The organism is Vibrio sp. B1ASS3 (assembly GCF_905175355.1).
GTDB classification, from domain to species: domain Bacteria; phylum Pseudomonadota; class Gammaproteobacteria; order Enterobacterales; family Vibrionaceae; genus Vibrio; species Vibrio owensii.
Genome location: NZ_HG992742.1, coordinates 1,397,031 through 1,413,529 on the forward strand (window position 1 = coordinate 1,397,031; position 16,499 = coordinate 1,413,529).

Here is a 16,499-nt window from a genome sequence, read left to right on the forward strand (position 1 = left end):
AAGTGATTTCTGACGAGTTTCGAATCGTCAGTCTTTTTCTACACTTGTTTTAACTAGGAATAACTATGAACCACATGAAAAAAACGACTCAAGCCGCGTTGATGCTGATCATGACGTTGGCACTGAGCTTATTCTCACTGTTTGCCCAAGCACAAACGACGGACACAGGTTGGCTGACCAATCCTCAGCACCCACCTGTGCAGACACGCTTTGTCTTAACCGGACAGCAAGACCCGAATACCAACACCATCACAGGTTACCTTGATGTCAAACTGACCGGTGACTGGAAAACCTATTGGCGTTCGCCAGGTGAGGGCGGTGTTGCACCTTCCATTGATTGGGAAAAATCACAAAACCTGACCAAAGTGGATTGGCAATGGCCGTACCCGCAGAAATACGAACTGCTTGGCATCGAGACGCTAGGCTACAAAGGTGACACTGTCTTTCCAATGACGTTGCACGTCGAAGACATGAACAAGCCAGTGACGATTGATGCGACGCTGACGCTGTCTTCATGTACAACGATTTGTGTCCTGACGGATTACCACATTCAACTGTCTTTCCTACCTTCCGATCTACAAGTCGATGAAGGTGTGATGTTCACTTACGCGCAAGCGGTAAGCAGTGTGCCTCAAGCTTCACCATTTGTTGAAGTGACAGAATCGAACTGGGATGCAAACCAATCTAAGCTGCAAATCAAACTGACTAACTCACAAGGTTGGCAAAAACCAGAAGTGTTGGTTGATGGCGTCGACGAAGCAACCAGCGATTACAGCTTCAAATTAGAAGGGCTGCATCAAGAGGGCAACACGCTTACCGCCAACTACCTAGTGAATACTTGGTTGGGTGACGTAGAGCTGGATAACCAATCGGTTTATGTCTCAATCAAAGACAACAACTTACTGGCGCAAGAAACCGCGCAAGCCAAAGCGGGCGTGATTACTGAAGCCTTACCAAGTACATCACTGGTGAACATTTTCTTGTTCGCGTTACTGGGTGGTTTGATTCTGAACATCATGCCTTGTGTATTGCCAGTTCTCGGCATGAAGTTAAGCAGCATCGTAGCGGCACAAGGTGTTGAACGTCGTCAAATTCGCACTCAGTTCGTGGCTTCTTCGCTAGGTATTCTAACGTCGTTCTGGCTACTGGCTGGCTTTATCTTAGTGTTGAAGCTCACTGGTAATGCCATCGGCTGGGGCGTTCAATTCCAAAGCCCTTGGTTCTTAGGTCTAATGCTGTTGGTGACCGGATTGTTTGGTGCCAACATGCTTGGCTTGTTTGAAATTCGCTTGTCTTCGGGAACGAACACTTGGCTAGCTTCAAAAGGGGATAATTCACTGCTTGGGCATTACGTTCAAGGTATGTTCGCGACTCTACTAGCAACGCCTTGTTCTGCACCTTTCCTAGGCACTGCGGTGGCGTTTGCACTGGGTGCAGACGTGGTGACTCTGTTTGCTATCTTCACTGCGTTAGCTCTGGGCATGGCACTGCCTTGGATCTTAGTGGCTATCTTCCCGGGGATTGCACTCAAGCTACCAAAGCCAGGCCAATGGATGAATGTCGTGAAAATTGTATTCGGCATCATGATGTTGGCAACCAGTGCGTGGTTGTTGTCATTGATGGCGAATCACTTGCCGGTATTTTGGGTCATTCTGATTGGCCTAGTTGCGTTCATCGTCATTATGGCGCGTGTTAAGCGTATTTATGGCAATAAAGCGTTGGCGATTTCTGGCACGGTTTCGTTGATTCTGATTGCTGGTGGTTTGGTACTAGGCAGTGTGACTGCAAATCATTGGGCGACGCCATTGCCAGAAGATTTGGCTTGGGAAAAACTGTCAAACGAAGCGATTGCCGACCACGTGAAGAATGGCCGTGTGGTGTTCGTCGATGTGACCGCAGATTGGTGTGTGACTTGTAAAGCCAACAAGATCGGCGTGATCTGGCAAGATCCGGTTTACTCACTGTTGCAAAGCCCGAACGTGGCGACACTGAAAGGCGATTGGACACATCCGAATGGCTCAGTGACCGATTTCTTACGTGCGCACGGTCGCTTTGGTGTGCCATTTAACATCGTATATGGTCCTGCTGCGCCAGAGGGGATTCCTCTGCCAGTAATTCTGACTGACGATGTAGTGGTGAAAGCAATCGAACAAGCAAGTGGAGGCGCGATTAAGTGAACACAGTAAAAAAGCGCAAGTCGCTCAAATACTGGCTCAGTCAAGCGCTACAACTCGTCCTTATGGTGACCGTGATTTCGGTCGCCATGGATTGGTATCGCACCAAAGACATCCTTAAAGAGCAAGCACCGCCTCTGAGTGCGATCATGGCCGATGGTGAACTTGTCGATGTGATAGCCAAAAGCCATGAAGAACCCGTTGTGGTGTACTTTTGGGCAACGTGGTGTCCAGCGTGTAAGTTTGTTAGCCCAAGCGTGAGTTGGTTGAGTGATTACTATGAGGTGGTTGCGGTATCTGGCGCGTCTGGCCCGCAAGAACGGGTGCAAAAGTTCATGCAATCTAAAGACTACCAGTTCGATAACATTAACGATCCGAAAAGCGCCATCATGCAAGAATGGAGCATCAGCGTGACCCCGACCATCTATGTGTTAAAAGATGGAGAGGTGAGCTCAATCACCACGGGCGTCACAACGCCAATGGGCATTCTAGCAAGGATCTGGATGGCCTAAATCAATGCGTAGCACGTCGACTTTTTTCACGCTTTTACAATGATATAAGTGTGCAGGTGAGTATGGCGTGCTACATTGGCAAACGTTCAAAGATCAAGGAGGAATCATGGACGTTGCTAAAATGTATGACGAAGTATCTGAGCGCTATCAGAAATTAATCGAAGACAGCCAATACGTTGGTCCGCGCTGGATAGATGGAAAGTTAAAGACGCTCAATCTCCAACAAGTCTCTGCTCTTGATTTAGCTTGTGCCACAGGCAGTATCGGGGAGGTCATCAAATCTCACTATCCAGACGTTAATCTGCACGGCTTAGATATCTCATCCAAAATGGTCGATAAAGCACGCGAGACAAACCTCTATCAAAGCGTCAGCGTTCATAACCTAGACAAACCTTTCTCTCCAATTTTCAATCAAACCTTCGACATCATTACCGCTCTCGGTTTCACGGAATTTCTTACCAATCCGCAATCGCTACTTCAGTGCGTTGCCAACAAGCTCAATGCTGACGGACGCTGTTTTATCAGTTTCCAATATCACGACCCAGATGGAAAAGACCTGCCAAGAAATACCTACAGTGGCACGGTGGTACATACGGCTTACACCGAAAGTGAAGTCCGCGAATTCAGCCAAAATGCAGGGCTAGAAGTGGTGTCTTTAGAAAACCTCGTCGGTTACACATCAGGTGCAGGTTATGTATGTCGTTACTTGCTCTTAGAGTTAAGAAAGCCAAGTTAATCAATTAAATAAACAAGGACTGTTTTTGAATCTACAAGATCTCAGTGAGTTCGTATCAGGCATGGAATATGATGCTCAGTATGATAAACATTATGAAGATGATATCGCTCTGATACAAAAGCACATTACCGCGATGGGAGTTCGAAGTTTGCTGGATGTGTGCTGTGGTACGGGTATTGTCACCATACCTATTGCGAAGAAGCTCGATAATGCTGTCGGTATTGATATTGCCGAGGGTATGTTAAAACAAGCTAAACGGAAAGCGCAGGGATTAGATACCCTTTGTTTCTTGCAACAGGATGCCACTCAATTCTCTCTCGATAAACGCTTCGACATGGCGATTATGACGGGCAACGCTTTCCAAGCTTTCCTCTCCGATGAGATGCTGGTTGGTGTCCTTAATTCGATTTCTAATCACCTTAATAGAGGTGGGTGTTTCATCTTTGATACCCGTTTACCAACGCCGAATAACTTGGAAATTGATGCTGAAATGTCGCTGTGGCAAACCTATGAATTGCCCGACAAAGGCGAAGTAAAGTACATGGGAATGCGCGAACGTTATGACGCTGAAAGAACAGTACTTTATTTGAAGAAAGAACGTCACTACCAAGATGGGAGGATGGTCTACTCAAGCATTGACTTGAAGTATCGAAAGTTATCTGAAATTGAAGCGTTTCTTGCTCAGGCGGGTTTATGTATTACCGAAAAATACAGCTCGTGGACAGAAGATAAGTTTTCTGAAAACTCAAACAACCTAATTTGCGTCGCAGAGAAGCTTTGATTTATTGGGAGAACGCAATGCAAGGATATCGTATTAGCACAGCCTTTGAAGAGATGGATTTGGATTGCATTCATCAGTTCATCTCACAGAGCTATTGGGCGAAAGGAGTGCCAAGGGACACGCTAGATAAAGCGATACGAAACTCCTTTTGCTTTGGTGTGTTTACCGAGTCGAATCAGCAAATCGCGTTTGCTCGCCTTATTACTGACAAAGCCACCTTTGCTTATCTCGCCGATGTTTTCGTACTCCCTGATTACCGCGGCAGTGGCATTAGTAAGTGGTTGGTTTCTGAAATTGTGTCCCACCCAGACCTTCAAGGTCTACGTAGAATGATTCTTGCGACGCGCGATGCACATGGTCTTTATGAACAATACGGCTTTAAGCCTATCGAGCCTGCCGATAACTTTATGCAGATTTGGAACCCGGACGTGTATCAAGGTGAGAACCAATGAGGCTAGAAGCGCAAGAGATAGCAATCAGGTACCTTGAAGAAACAGATGCCGTTCCTTTGTTTGAAAACTACCTTGGTGATGAGCAAACGTGTTTGTATCTCAATCGACAAGCACATCAAAGCCCAATTCAAACGCTACAAGCGATCGGTCGATGGCGAGCTCAGTACGAGTTGGATCACCCTAATATCTTGGTACTCGCAATTGAAGAAAGCGCGACACACGTTCCCATTGGCTGTTTGGTCTTAATACCTGAAAGCAGTCATAGCGAAATTCACTTTGGGATCTCTAGAAATTATCAAGGTAAAGGGTATGCAACTCAGGCGTGTAAGCTTGGCATTGAGTATCTGAAAAGCATCGGAATCGAGGAGATTCACACAGCTCCTCATATTGACCATCAAGCCAGTATTCGCGTGCTCGAAAAATGTGGATTTAAGAAACAAGGTGTGTTGAAAGAGTATGCGGTATTTCCTGCCCTTAGCGACGAACTTCAGGATTGTTTAGATATGCAGCTAAAAGAGTTGAAAGCATGAAATGGCTAATATGCCTAATGACTCTCATCGGATCTGAAGCAGTAGCAAATGAGAGGCTTCAAACTGCCGTTGAAGAGACTCCATACTCGGCTGTTGTAGTACTAACTGGTTTTGAGGGGCCGGAGAAAGACGGTGGAGATAACTACTATAAGGTTCAAGCTAAGGTGCTGGATGGAGTTCGAGGCCACATTACTACCAACATTACTTTCGGTATGTACACAGAGATTGGAGATTCCCCTAAAATTGGAATTGACCCAATAATCATCACCCTTTGTCATGATGAGCAAGGGTACTACTGGCCGGGAACAGGCTCTGAATTCAAAGCTACCCAAGAACAAACTTTGTTAGCGAAAGAAGGCGCTAAAAACCTATCTGACAAGCAAAGAGTCTTTGCACATTGTGACCAGTAGAATCTTATTCACAAAAGCCCAAAACGGGTGTTTTGGGCTTTTGTGATTTAGGCGTTATTGAACCTGTTCGTCTGGATGACTCCATATCAATGGATCATAAAAAATCCCATGTTGGTGAGATAAAAATCAAGCACGACCGAAAACGTGTACCGTAAACCTCTGTCTAATCACACAATTACCATTACTTTTTTCTACAAGCATCAAACCTCGTTATTGTCTCATCCACTAAAGCGGTTCAACGTCATTAGGAGACACCATGATCGTTACCACTCTCGTTGATAATTCTCGTGTTGAGGACCGAGCCGATCTCTGTGTTGAGCGCGGTTTATCGCTGCATATCGATACAGAAGGAACCAAACTGTTGTTCGATATGGGCAGTGGGCGAACGTTTTGCGACAACGCGCCTTTACTAAACATCGATATCCAAGAAGTTGATCTCGCGGTTATTTCTCATCGACATCATGACCATTGCAACGGCACATCTCATTTTCTAGAGCAAAATGATGTGGCCAAAGTCTATTTAAAATCGTGTGGAGATCAGGATTACTACTTTCGAGCTTTTGGTTTCAAGAGTGATGTTGGTATCGACAAAGCTTTGTTAGACACAACCAATGACCGCATAGTGCAGGTAAGCGAAACGACGCAAGTTGCTCCAAATGTTCATGTGATTACCAAGATCAGCGACAAGTACCCACAGCCCAAAGGAAATCAGTACCTCTATACCCAATCGAAAGATGGCGGTTATGAGCAAGATGCTTTTGAACACGAGTTACTTTTGGTGATCAAGGAAGAAGATGGCTTGGTTGTGTTCACGGGATGTGCGCACAGCGGAGTATTGAACATGATTGAAACCGCCATTGAATTATTTCCGAACTGCAGAATCAAAGCGGTAGTGGGTGGCTTTCATCTTGTGGGTTTACCTGTATTTAATGGCATCGGCGGTACTAAAGACGACATAAAAGCATTAGGTAAAGCCCTGTCTGAATACCCTATTGAGAAGTTTTACACGGGCCACTGCACAGGCATGAAAGCGTATCATTTGCTGAAAGAAGTACTTGATGATCGTTTAGAGCACTTGCCAACTGGGCGTCGTGTTGAAATCTAATCAATGACTCATTTTTACTTTGGAGAATAGATGCACAGTCCAAAAGTCTTACATGCACAAATCAAAGATGTGACTTGTGGTGAAAACGTCACCATCATCGAACCTGCAAACGTCTATGGCTGCGAGCTAAAAGAAGGCGTATTCGTTGGCCCTTTTGTTGAAATCCAGAAGAACACAGTGATTGGTGAGCGAACCAAAATCCAATCTCATACCTTTATTTGCGAATACGTGACCATCGGCAGTGATTGTTTTGTTGGTCATGGGGTAATGTTTGCCAACGACCTGTTCAAAGACGGAAAACCAGACGCGAATCCAGACAGCTGGGGGCGCACCGTTATTGCCAATAACGTAACCATAGGCTCGAATGCCACGATACTTGCCGTGAAAATTTGTGAAGGTGTGGTTATTGGCGCAGGAAGCGTTGTGACAAAAGACATCACAGAGAAAGGCATCTATGCCGGGAATCCAGCGAAGAAGTTGAGAGATTTACCCTGACGAAGAACACGAGCATCCACGGAAAAAAATGAAGTTTAGAGAAGTGACAGCGTCGGATTTAGCGCTGCAAAAAGAGCTATTGTTGGTGGCGCTTTGGACGCCGGATGATGAACCTGACCACGATCCGAAAGTGCTCGAACTGGCGCACATCAAAGCCTATTTTGAAGAATGGGGCAAATCGGGCGACCTCGGATTATTCGCATTAAACCAATTCGATGAGCCAATCGGCATTGTTCAGATTCGCTATAAATCGAGCCAAACCGTTCAATATGCTGAGTATCCTGAATTGGCAATGGCGGTTCATGCCAGTCATCGCGGCAAAGGCGTCGCTTCTGCGCTCATGAAAGCACTATTACAGAGAGTCGAAGGCTCTTGTGATGGTATTCGTCTTGGCGTTCATCCTAAAAACGAAGCCGCTCAAAAGCTGTATGAGAAGTTTGGATTCGTCACCTATGAAATCGCGCAAAGCGGTTTTCCTCAATGGTACGAACGAAGTAAGCCGCTCTCGCTTAACACAACACTAAAAGCAAAAACACAAGGAAGAATCGATGCCACTGACATACCGTAGCGCGACATTTGAAGATTTAACCAGCTTGGTTGCATTACTGGCCAATGACCCGTTAGGTAGCAAGAGAGAAGACGCAAGCTTGCCACTTAATCAGGCTTATGTTGCTGCGTTTGAAGCGATCGACAAAGACCCAAACAACCAATTGCTGGTGGTGGAACTAGAAGGTGCTTTGGTTGGAATGTTACAGCTGACTTTTATCCCTTATCTGACCCACATTGGCAGTTGGCGTTGCTTGATTGAAGGCGTTCGTATTCATCAAGATTATCGCGGACGTGGTTTTGGTGAACAGATGTTCGAATACGCGATAAAGCAGGCGAAAGACAAAGGTTGTCAACTCGTTCAATTGACCAGTGATAAGCAACGTCCTGATGCGCTTCGCTTCTACGAAAAACTGGGTTTTAAGGCCACGCATGAAGGCTTCAAGCTGGCGTTGTAAATACTTACTAACCAGAGAGTTAAGCCTCGACGGTAGTGCAACCAAGCACAATCAACGGCGATAAAGAACAAAGTGATGAGATTCAGAACTTACACCCCACAAGACAAGCAAGCGGTTATCGACATTTTGCTGTCCAACTGTCCGAAATATTTCATCGAAAGTGATGAGGCGGATTTAGTCGATTTTTTAGATAACTACGCCGATGAAAACTACCTCGTAGCTGAAGAAAACGGACAAGTGATCGGTTGTGGTGGACACTACACAAAAGGTCAAACTCATGGCATGGCATTGCGTGGGTAATGTTTCGTCACGGCTCGATAGGGCATCGCGATCTGCTTTCGACGGCAGACCGTTTTTATCAAGAGATGGAATCGCGCATCAGAGCAGAAGGCCGTCTCTATGATATTCACATCAGCACCACACAATTGATGGAAAAACTCTTCAATCGATACGGATTCATCACGGTGAGCATTGCTGAAAAAGGTTTTGGTGAAGGGTTGCATCAGTACGATATGGTCAAGTCCTTCACACGTTAATCCGTGCGCTTGAGGTTTTCTTTATTCTGTCTCTTTATTTCTAGGTTCTAGGTTCTAGGTTCTAGGCTAGCGTCACCTCTGCGAGTTCCATCCTGTTCAAACAAGTACAAAATCTAAGCGTTTAACGCCGATTTCAGCTATTCATCCTGCTTATTGTCAAAGCGCCCTGACAAAACCTTACCAAATATGACAGTTTTAGCGGCTTCAAACCACGATATCCTTAGAACTTAATGTTCATGAGATGGTCACAAGACTACAAAACAATAATTGGAATCAATGATGGCAAAAACTTGGCTTGTCGCTGCTGTGAGCGTTGCATTGCTTGGCGGCGGTGCGTATTTCTATCTGCAATCTTCGGCTCAACCAGAGGCATTTCCGACTCTGGCAGTGGAAAAGGGAACCATTGAGAAACAAGCGGTCGCAGTCGGCAATATTGTCCCTGCACACTCAGTTTCGATTAAGTCGCAAATTGACGGCATCGTCGGCGAGATTTACGTCCAAGTTGGCGAGAAAGTGAAACAAGGCCAGCCATTGATTAAGGTTCGTCCGAACCCGACGCCACAGGCACTTACGGATGCGTCTACGGATTTGATGCGCAGCGAAGCAGACCTCGAATCCGCTAAGCAAAAGCTCGCCAACTTAGAGAGCTTGGTGAAGCAAGACATCATTCCAAGCAACTACGATGAATACGTTAGTGCGCGCTCAACGGTGAAATCAGCTCAAGCGAACGTGCTTCAAAAACGCCAGAACCTCGAATTGATCCGCAGCGGTGAAGCGTCGATTGGCAATGCGCGTCTGACCTCTACCATTTACGCGCCTATTGATGGCACAGTATTGAACCGCAAAGTGGAAGTGGGTGAACCAATCATCTCAACTGAATCCAGCCAAGCTGCAACAGAAATGATGTCTCTGGCCGACATGAACAGCCTGATCTTCAAAGGCAGCGTAAGTGAGCATGATGCAGCGCAACTTTCTCCGGGCATGCCGGTATTGCTGACCGTTGCGCCGTATCCTGATGTGGAAATCTCCGGCGTGTTGACCAAAGTTGCGATTCAATCAGAGAACCTAAACTCGCCAGAAGGCAACGCATCGGCAAAAAGTTTTGATAACGGCTTTGAAGTCGAAGTGGGCGAGCTGAAGATCCCACAAGAAGTGCTGCTTCGCTCAGGCTTCTCGTCAAATGCACAAATCACGCTGAAGAAGTCAGAGAACGTATTAACGCTACCTGAGCGTGCGCTGCAATTTGATGGCGACACACCCAACGTGCTGATTCCAGATAGTTCAGAACAAGGCTTCCACAAACAGAAAGTGAAGCTTGGTTTGTCAGACGGCATCAATGTAGAAGTATTGGATGGCGTTGAGCTCGACGAAGAGATCATCGATAACAGTATGATGATGGGAGCCGCGCATGGCTAAGCTACATCTGTATAAAATTGGTTGCGCGATATTAGCCGCGACACTCAGCTTACCAAGTTATGCGATTTCAATTGAACAAGCGTGGCAACAAGCGAAACAGAGCGACCCAAATTACGAGAAAGCCAAGATTGGCGTGCAACTCGGTGAAGTGGGTGTGGATGCGAGCCGCAGTTCATTACTGCCAGGTTTGAGTGCGACGGCATCGGCGGATTGGAGTGAATCTGCCGATAACACCAACAGCTACGGCGCATCGCTTTCTCAAACTATTTGGGATAGCAGCTTGTGGTCCGATCTAGACCAAGCCAATGCCAACTACATCAAGGCTCAATTAGAACTGGCTCAATCGCATAATGAATTAGCACAAAGACTACTGTCATCGTATTTGGATGTCGCGAGCGCACAAGGCGATTTGCAATTGGCGCAATCCAAATTGGAAGAGGGCAACAAACTGCTTAAGATCATCGAGAAGCGTTACCGCGCTGGTAAGGTGAAATCCGTTGATGTTGAAGAGATCCGTGCGACTCAAGTAGCTGACCGAGCGGGGATCTTGAGCGCAAGATCTGATTTGGAAGTCAAACGTGCCGAGCTTGCCGCGTTGATCAATCAGATCCCACAAAGCGTTGACCAAATTCGCACCGATTCTCTTATTCAACCGCCAATGATGGTGGACTCTCAAGAGCAATGGTTAAAGCTTGCCAAAGACAGCAGCCCAGAGCTGTTAGTGGCTGCGCAAAATGTGAAAGCCAGTGAGTTTGCCAAAGACTCAGCTCAAGGTGGTTACTACCCAACGGTAAAAGGGAACGTCGGCTACAACGATGATGACCGACGCAAGGACGGTGAATTCAACGCAGGCATTACTCTAAGTGTGCCGATCGATCTCAATGGTGCAACGCGTGCAAGAGTCGACGAAGCATCCTTGAATATCCTCAGTGCCAAACAAGATCTACGCAGAGTCGAAATCGACATTCAAAAGCGCGTTATCCAGCAGTTTACCCAAGTCGACATCAACTGGAACCAAGTCTTAATGGCTAACGAACTCGTTACCTCTCGTGAGAAAGTGCTACGCAGCAAAGAGAAACTTTACGATGCAGGTATGTTAGAAGTATCGGAAGTCATTAGCGCGCACAACAACTTGTTCGAGGCTAAAAATAGCCTACAAAGCAACTTGTACAACTACTGGCGTCAGCGCATCGGTCTGCTGCAAACCGCAGGTAAGCTAGACGACGACACCATGGCACTGATCTCCCGAGCTTTTAATTCATGACCAGTTTATTGCAACAAACATGGCAAACGCTGATGGCGCATCGCATGAAAAGTATGCTCGCCATCATTGCCATTGCTTGGGGCGTGATATCCGTGGTGGTGCTGATTGCACTGGGTGAGGGCTTTTATCGCCATCAAACTCAGCAGTTGTCGTTTATGGTCAACAACGTGCAAATCGCGTTTCCGTCGAGCACCAGCAAACCATGGCACGGCTTACCCTCAAGGCGTCAAATTCAGATCCCGCAAGACAAAGTCGATATGATTAAGCAGTCCGGCTTTGTCGAGGCTGCGTCGAGCGTTTATGCCAAATGGGATGCGAGCGTCACCAATGAAAAAGGGCAGAACCTGACCAGCAACGTTAGTGGTATTGACCCGTCTTACTTCTCCCTTATTCAACGTAAGTTGGAGTCTGGCTCGCGCAACCTGTCACCAACTGATATCGCTAACCATACACGTGTTGCCGTGCTTGGCGATCAAATTGCCAAGATGGGTGAGATCGGCATTGGACAAATGGTCAAAGTGAACGGTATTCCTTTCTTGGTGATTGGTATCATCAAAGATGAAGACGCAGGCATTTCATTCGGCGACAGCCGCAAAGTTTTCATTCCACAAACCACGTATCTCGATTTGTGGGATGCCAAACCGTGGATGTTGTTGCTTAAGCCAACAGAAGGCATGAATGGAGCTGCTTTCCGACAAGCCATCGTCAACTTCTACGCTAAGCAATTGCACTTTGATCCAACCGATAAAGAAGCGATCAACCTACCGGATTTTAGTGAAGGTGCTGCGTTAATCACGGGTATTTTCCGAGGCATTCAAATCTTCCTTGGGGCAAGTGGCGCAATGACCATGGCTGTTGGGGCGCTCGGTGTCGCGAACATTATGTTCCTCTCAGTGACAGAGCGAACGCGAGAAATCGGCGTGCGCTTAGCAATAGGCGCGACACAAAAATCCATTCTCAGTCAGTTCATTCTCGAAGGCTTGTTCTTGGTAGCTGTTGGTACGGCACTTGGCTTATTAGTCGCGTATATGGTGGTGGCGTTGTTAGGTTCCATCACCTTACCGGAGTGGTTAGGTTTTCCTGTTATCACACCGGATTCCATTGCTTGGTCACTGTTGGTGACGCTAGTGCTGGCGTTGTTGGCGTCTTACTTCCCGGCGAGACGAGCATCGCGACTCACTCCAGTAATTGCTTTGAGTGCGAGGGCATAATCATGTTGCTACCAATGAGACAAATCTTTCAAGAAATGGCGGCAGAAAAGCTTCGCTTAGGCTTAACCATTCTTGCTGTGGCATGGGCGACCTTGTGTATCGCCGCAATGCTGGCCGTGGGCGAGGGTATTCGTCAGGGCGTATTGAGAACCGCGCAAAATGGTAACGGGAACCTGATTTACCTAACGGGTGGTATGGCGACGGTCGATTATGGCGCTTTTCACCAAGGCAAATTCTTAACCTTAAAAGTTGACGATACCGATGTGGTCAAAGCCCTTCCTGAAGTGAAGAGCGTTGCACCGACCGCAATTTGGAATGAGCGCATTACTGTGGGCGACCGAGGCTCATGGCAAGAACCATTAGCCGTCACTACAGACTTTGCATCAATGACCAACCTAACACCAATGGATGGTGGACGTTGGCTAAATCCACTCGACCAAAAGCAGATGCGTAAAGTAGTCGTATTGGGTTATTCGCTCGCGGCTGACTTGTTCAATCCTGTCGATGACTTCAGCTGGTTCGCGCCAGTGACACTGCAAACCGATCCCGTGGGGGAAAAGGTCAAGATTGGCAGCGAAGAGTTCACCGTGATTGGAGTATTGAAGAAAAGCAGTGCTGAGATCGAGCAGGGCGACCAAATCAACTATTCCAGCTTTGTGCCGTTAGCAACGTGGCAACGCTTTCATTCCAATGGCGATATTGGTGGCATCAACGTGGAGCCACAAGCCAATACTGACCGCAAAAAGCTCGCAGAGACCATTCGCCAAGTCATTGCTCGCAAACATGGCGCTAGTGTCAGTGATGAGCAAGTGGTGCAAGTGGAAGACATGTTCCTCAAACAGAAAAGCATGCAGCAGTTTTTGATTGGCCTGCAAAGCTTCCTTGGCATCATCGGCTTTGTCACCCTTGCCGTTGCGGGCGTGGGGATCGCCAACGTTATGTACGCGACCGTGAAGCGTTCAACCCGAGACATCGGCGTGCGAATGGCGGTCGGAGCTACACCAACGGCGATTCGCTTGCACTACTTGGTGCAATCACTGATGACGATGATCTTAGGCGGCGTATTGGGGTTAGGCGTGACCTACGCATTGGTATCGGCAATCAGCGCCATCAACCTAGAAGGTAACGTATTTTATGAGCACCTCGGCAAACCAGTCCCAGAGCTGTCATGGATTGTCGTCGCGATTGTGATTACCACCTTGGTGATCATCGGCGTCGCATCCGCTTGGTTACCAGCAAACCGAGCTGCCAAAGTGAGCCCGTTGGAGGCATTGCAAAGTGAATAATAATAAGAATTCTGGAGAGAACATGTCGAACAAACCACTTGTTGAGCTAACCAACATCTGCAAATACTACTCAAGCGGAGAAGCGGAAGTACGTGCGCTAGACGGCGTTGACTTAACCATCAATCAAGGTGAGTTTCTTTCGATTCTTGGCCCGTCTGGTTCGGGCAAATCAACGCTAATGAACATGCTAGGCTGCTTAGATAAACCGACCGATGGCGAGTACCAACTGGGCGGTCAAAACGTGGCAAGTTTAAGCGCGAACGAGCTAGCGGGTATTCGCAACCAAAAGATAGGCTTTGTCTTCCAAAGCTTCAACTTGTTGGAATACGCGACGGCTTTGGATAACGTGGCGCTGCCGTTGGTTTACTCTGGCATCAAAGCCAAGGAGCGTCGCCAACGTGCCGCGAAGTTGTTAGAACAAGTGGGGCTAGGGGATCGCCTTGACCACAAACCTAACCAGCTTTCTGGCGGTCAAAAACAGAGGGTCGCGATTGCGAGAGCCTTGGTCAATGATCCGCAAATCATCTTAGCGGATGAACCAACAGGGGCATTGGATTCGAAATCCGGCGCAGAGATTGAAGCCTTGTTCAATCAACTCCACGCCGAAGGCAGAACCTTGATCATCGTAACGCACGATAACGCCCTAGCAGAGCGCACCAAACGCATCATCACCATTAAAGATGGCAAGGTGATTTCGGATAGAGTGCCGCAATAACGCTCCGGCGCTGGAGATAATCTCTCGAACGATGAAGCGTGAGTGCTCGAGTGGATTAAGCGCGGCTTTTAGCCAGTAGCTGATCCACTTTTCCTTTTGCTGTCTTACTTACCGTCTGCATAAACTTGAAGCTTGGCGCTGCAATGCCGGATTGCTCAAGCTCTTCTACCATCAGCAGCCATAGCTTTGCCGTTACCTGTGCATCGGCTAACGCGCGGTGGAATACACCGTCGTTTTCGATATTCTTGTAACGAACCAACTCACCCAACTTGTGTGACGGCGCATCTTGAATCAGGCGTCTTGCTACCAATAAAGAACACGCGAACTCGCCAGAATAACCGCAGTCGATTCGCTCTAGCTCCGCATCCAGAAAGCGCTTATCAAAAGACGCGTTGTGCGCGATAAGGTTCTCACCCTCAATAAACTCACTGAACGATGCCATCACTTCATCGCAGCTCGGCGCAGTGCGCAGCATGTTATTGGTAATGCCTGTGTAACCTTCAATAAATGAGCTCACACGAAAGCCAGGATTCATAAGTTGCTGAAAACTATCGACCACCTCACCATCAACGATCTTAACCGCACCGATTTCAATCGCGCGAGCACCCATATTCGGAGACAGACCTGTGGTTTCAAAGTCGAGTACGACAACGGAGTTAGCTTGAGGCATGAAGTTTTCCAACTGAACAATAGGGCGCAAGAGTATCGTTGAAAGTGGTGGAAAATGGAAGGAGTGGGAAGCGTTAGTTGCGTGAGAAATCAGGGTAAGTCGAGATAAACAATAGGTGCGCTGATGGATGGTACGTGACACGGAAATTCCCCACTATAAGCTACTAGAATCGTTTTCTTGACCTGCTTTTGTTATGAATGAAAGTGGCTGGAGATGCCAGTTACTTTTTCCCCAACTTGTTGTTGACCAACAACAAGCTGTAGTGGTGAATATCCTTTCACCCCAAGCACTCAAATGAATAAGTAATAATAATGTAGTTAAAAAAAACTAATAGAATGATGCGTGTCGATTTTTTTAACGGAAGGTGAGCGTTTACGTATTGTGTTGTTTACATGTTGTTTCCCGGTTGTTAAGTTTTTATTGCGCTGATTTCTTGCGCAATAACATAGAGGATAAATTATGGAAAATTTACTTAACTCAATTATTTTAGCAAATAAAACAAAAAATATTCATAATTATATGGAAGCATGTTGCGCAGAAATGCCAGATGAAAAAATTTCATAAAGGAATATTATAATACTATAGGTGTGAATACACCTATAGTAAAATAACATATCAATGTGTGGACGTTTTAAATGCTAACAGAAAAAGAAGCTAAAATACTATTCGAAGACCCTATAGATATAGATAAAATAAAAGACCAAATACCCAAAGAAAGTCATGATATCTTTAAACAAAGAGCAAAGATGGATGATGATAAATATAATGATAGCTTAATAGCATTTCTAAAATATATTGCTATCACATCTTTGCTTGATAAAGGGAGATTTATCCCCGTAAATATAGATGCAGATAACGTTTGGCATGAATTTATTTTGCAGACTGAGTTTTATAGAAATTTTTGCCATAACATATTACCAGGCAAAAGATTTATTGATCATTTGTCAGTTGGTTTTAATTACTATAAAGATAAAAAAGATTTTAATGAAGAAGAGACTGTTAAGCACCTAATAGAGTGGTTGGGATTTCATTACGGTTATTTTGGTCATTTTGTAGATAAGGATTTTGAATACTGGAGTTGTTTGGGTTTTTTGAAAAAAGAAATGAACATGAATTTAGATGATATAAATAAACATGCAGAAAAAGTCTATTTTGAAATGTATGATGAAAAATTAAAAATTCTAAAAAAAATTAACTGTTAG

General features: G+C 46.2%; 20 protein-coding genes. 19 read left to right on the top strand and 1 reads right to left on the bottom strand.

Annotated features, from left to right (window positions below):
- Positions 1-65 precede the first annotated feature (65 nt).
- The 18 genes from KJB05_RS06365 to KJB05_RS06445 all read left to right on the top strand — a co-directional run bounded on the left by KJB05_RS06365 (position 66) and on the right by KJB05_RS06445 (position 14,627).
- On the top strand, positions 66-2,177 hold the full coding sequence (locus KJB05_RS06365; protein WP_208444369.1) for a protein-disulfide reductase DsbD domain-containing protein: 2,112 nt from the start codon (positions 66-68) through the stop codon (positions 2,175-2,177).
- Positions 2,174-2,686 (top strand): protein disulfide oxidoreductase, encoded by a 513-nt coding sequence (locus tag KJB05_RS06370; protein WP_208444370.1) that lies wholly within the window; start codon positions 2,174-2,176, stop codon positions 2,684-2,686. The genes KJB05_RS06365 and KJB05_RS06370 overlap by 4 nt, the downstream gene beginning before the upstream one ends.
- Positions 2,687-2,792: 106 nt before the next feature.
- Positions 2,793-3,422: a class I SAM-dependent methyltransferase gene (locus KJB05_RS06375; RefSeq protein WP_208444371.1), complete on the top strand. Its 630-nt coding sequence runs from the start codon at positions 2,793-2,795 to the stop codon at positions 3,420-3,422.
- Between the two features lie 25 nt (positions 3,423-3,447).
- The gene (locus tag KJB05_RS06380) at positions 3,448-4,203 is read left to right on the top strand and encodes a class I SAM-dependent methyltransferase (RefSeq protein ID WP_208444372.1); all 756 of its coding nucleotides are present in this window, start codon (positions 3,448-3,450) and stop codon (positions 4,201-4,203) included.
- 17 nt (positions 4,204-4,220) lie between these two features.
- The gene (locus KJB05_RS06385; RefSeq protein WP_208444373.1) at positions 4,221-4,655 is read left to right on the top strand and encodes a GNAT family N-acetyltransferase; all 435 of its coding nucleotides are present in this window, start codon (positions 4,221-4,223) and stop codon (positions 4,653-4,655) included.
- A complete protein-coding gene (locus tag KJB05_RS06390; protein ID WP_102387008.1) occupies positions 4,652-5,185 on the top strand; it encodes a GNAT family protein in 534 nt (177 codons plus the stop codon). Before KJB05_RS06385 ends, KJB05_RS06390 begins: the two co-directional genes overlap by 4 nt.
- A 17-nt stretch (positions 5,186-5,202) precedes the next feature.
- Complete coding sequence (locus KJB05_RS06395) at positions 5,203-5,595, top strand: hypothetical protein (RefSeq protein ID WP_244142891.1); 393 nt, start codon at positions 5,203-5,205, stop codon at positions 5,593-5,595.
- A 256-nt stretch (positions 5,596-5,851) separates the two neighbouring features.
- Positions 5,852-6,700 carry an MBL fold metallo-hydrolase gene (locus KJB05_RS06400; RefSeq protein ID WP_208444375.1) on the top strand — a complete coding sequence of 283 codons (849 nt, stop codon included), beginning with the start codon at positions 5,852-5,854 and terminating at the stop codon, positions 6,698-6,700.
- Positions 6,701-6,730: 30 nt separating this feature from the next.
- Positions 6,731-7,195, top strand: coding sequence for an acyltransferase (locus tag KJB05_RS06405; RefSeq protein ID WP_208444376.1), 465 nt, complete (start codon positions 6,731-6,733; stop codon positions 7,193-7,195).
- A gap of 28 nt (positions 7,196-7,223) precedes the next feature.
- Entirely contained in the window at positions 7,224-7,763 is a 540-nt protein-coding gene (locus KJB05_RS06410) for a GNAT family N-acetyltransferase (RefSeq protein ID WP_244868317.1), read from the top strand.
- Complete coding sequence (locus KJB05_RS06415; protein WP_199460006.1) at positions 7,744-8,199, top strand: GNAT family N-acetyltransferase; 456 nt, start codon at positions 7,744-7,746, stop codon at positions 8,197-8,199. Before KJB05_RS06410 ends, KJB05_RS06415 begins: the two co-directional genes overlap by 20 nt.
- A gap of 75 nt (positions 8,200-8,274) precedes the next feature.
- The gene (locus tag KJB05_RS28530; RefSeq protein ID WP_244142892.1) at positions 8,275-8,499 is read left to right on the top strand and encodes a hypothetical protein; all 225 of its coding nucleotides are present in this window, start codon (positions 8,275-8,277) and stop codon (positions 8,497-8,499) included.
- Complete coding sequence (locus KJB05_RS28535; protein ID WP_244142893.1) at positions 8,499-8,735, top strand: hypothetical protein; 237 nt, start codon at positions 8,499-8,501, stop codon at positions 8,733-8,735. Before KJB05_RS28530 ends, KJB05_RS28535 begins: the two co-directional genes overlap by 1 nt.
- Before the next feature lie 279 nt (positions 8,736-9,014).
- Entirely contained in the window at positions 9,015-10,151 is a 1,137-nt protein-coding gene (locus KJB05_RS06425) for an efflux RND transporter periplasmic adaptor subunit (protein ID WP_208444378.1), read from the top strand.
- Positions 10,144-11,415 (top strand): TolC family protein, encoded by a 1,272-nt coding sequence (locus KJB05_RS06430; protein WP_208444379.1) that lies wholly within the window; start codon positions 10,144-10,146, stop codon positions 11,413-11,415. Before KJB05_RS06425 ends, KJB05_RS06430 begins: the two co-directional genes overlap by 8 nt.
- Positions 11,412-12,626 carry an ABC transporter permease gene (locus KJB05_RS06435; protein WP_208444380.1) on the top strand — a complete coding sequence of 405 codons (1,215 nt, stop codon included), beginning with the start codon at positions 11,412-11,414 and terminating at the stop codon, positions 12,624-12,626. Before KJB05_RS06430 ends, KJB05_RS06435 begins: the two co-directional genes overlap by 4 nt.
- Before the next feature lie 2 nt (positions 12,627-12,628).
- Positions 12,629-13,912, top strand: coding sequence for an ABC transporter permease (locus KJB05_RS06440; protein WP_138942254.1), 1,284 nt, complete (start codon positions 12,629-12,631; stop codon positions 13,910-13,912).
- 22 nt (positions 13,913-13,934) lie between these two features.
- Positions 13,935-14,627 carry an ABC transporter ATP-binding protein gene (locus KJB05_RS06445; RefSeq protein WP_039842270.1) on the top strand — a complete coding sequence of 231 codons (693 nt, stop codon included), beginning with the start codon at positions 13,935-13,937 and terminating at the stop codon, positions 14,625-14,627.
- Positions 14,628-14,682: 55 nt separating this feature from the next.
- On the opposite strand, the gene KJB05_RS06450 is transcribed toward KJB05_RS06445, so the two are convergent.
- Positions 14,683-15,297, bottom strand: a complete 615-nt coding sequence (locus tag KJB05_RS06450) for a 3'-5' exonuclease (RefSeq protein WP_208444381.1) — start codon at positions 15,295-15,297, stop codon at positions 14,683-14,685.
- Positions 15,298-15,932: 635 nt separating this feature from the next.
- On the opposite strand from KJB05_RS06450, the gene KJB05_RS06455 reads away from it, so the two are divergent.
- Positions 15,933-16,499 (top strand): hypothetical protein, encoded by a 567-nt coding sequence (locus tag KJB05_RS06455; RefSeq protein WP_208444382.1) that lies wholly within the window; start codon positions 15,933-15,935, stop codon positions 16,497-16,499.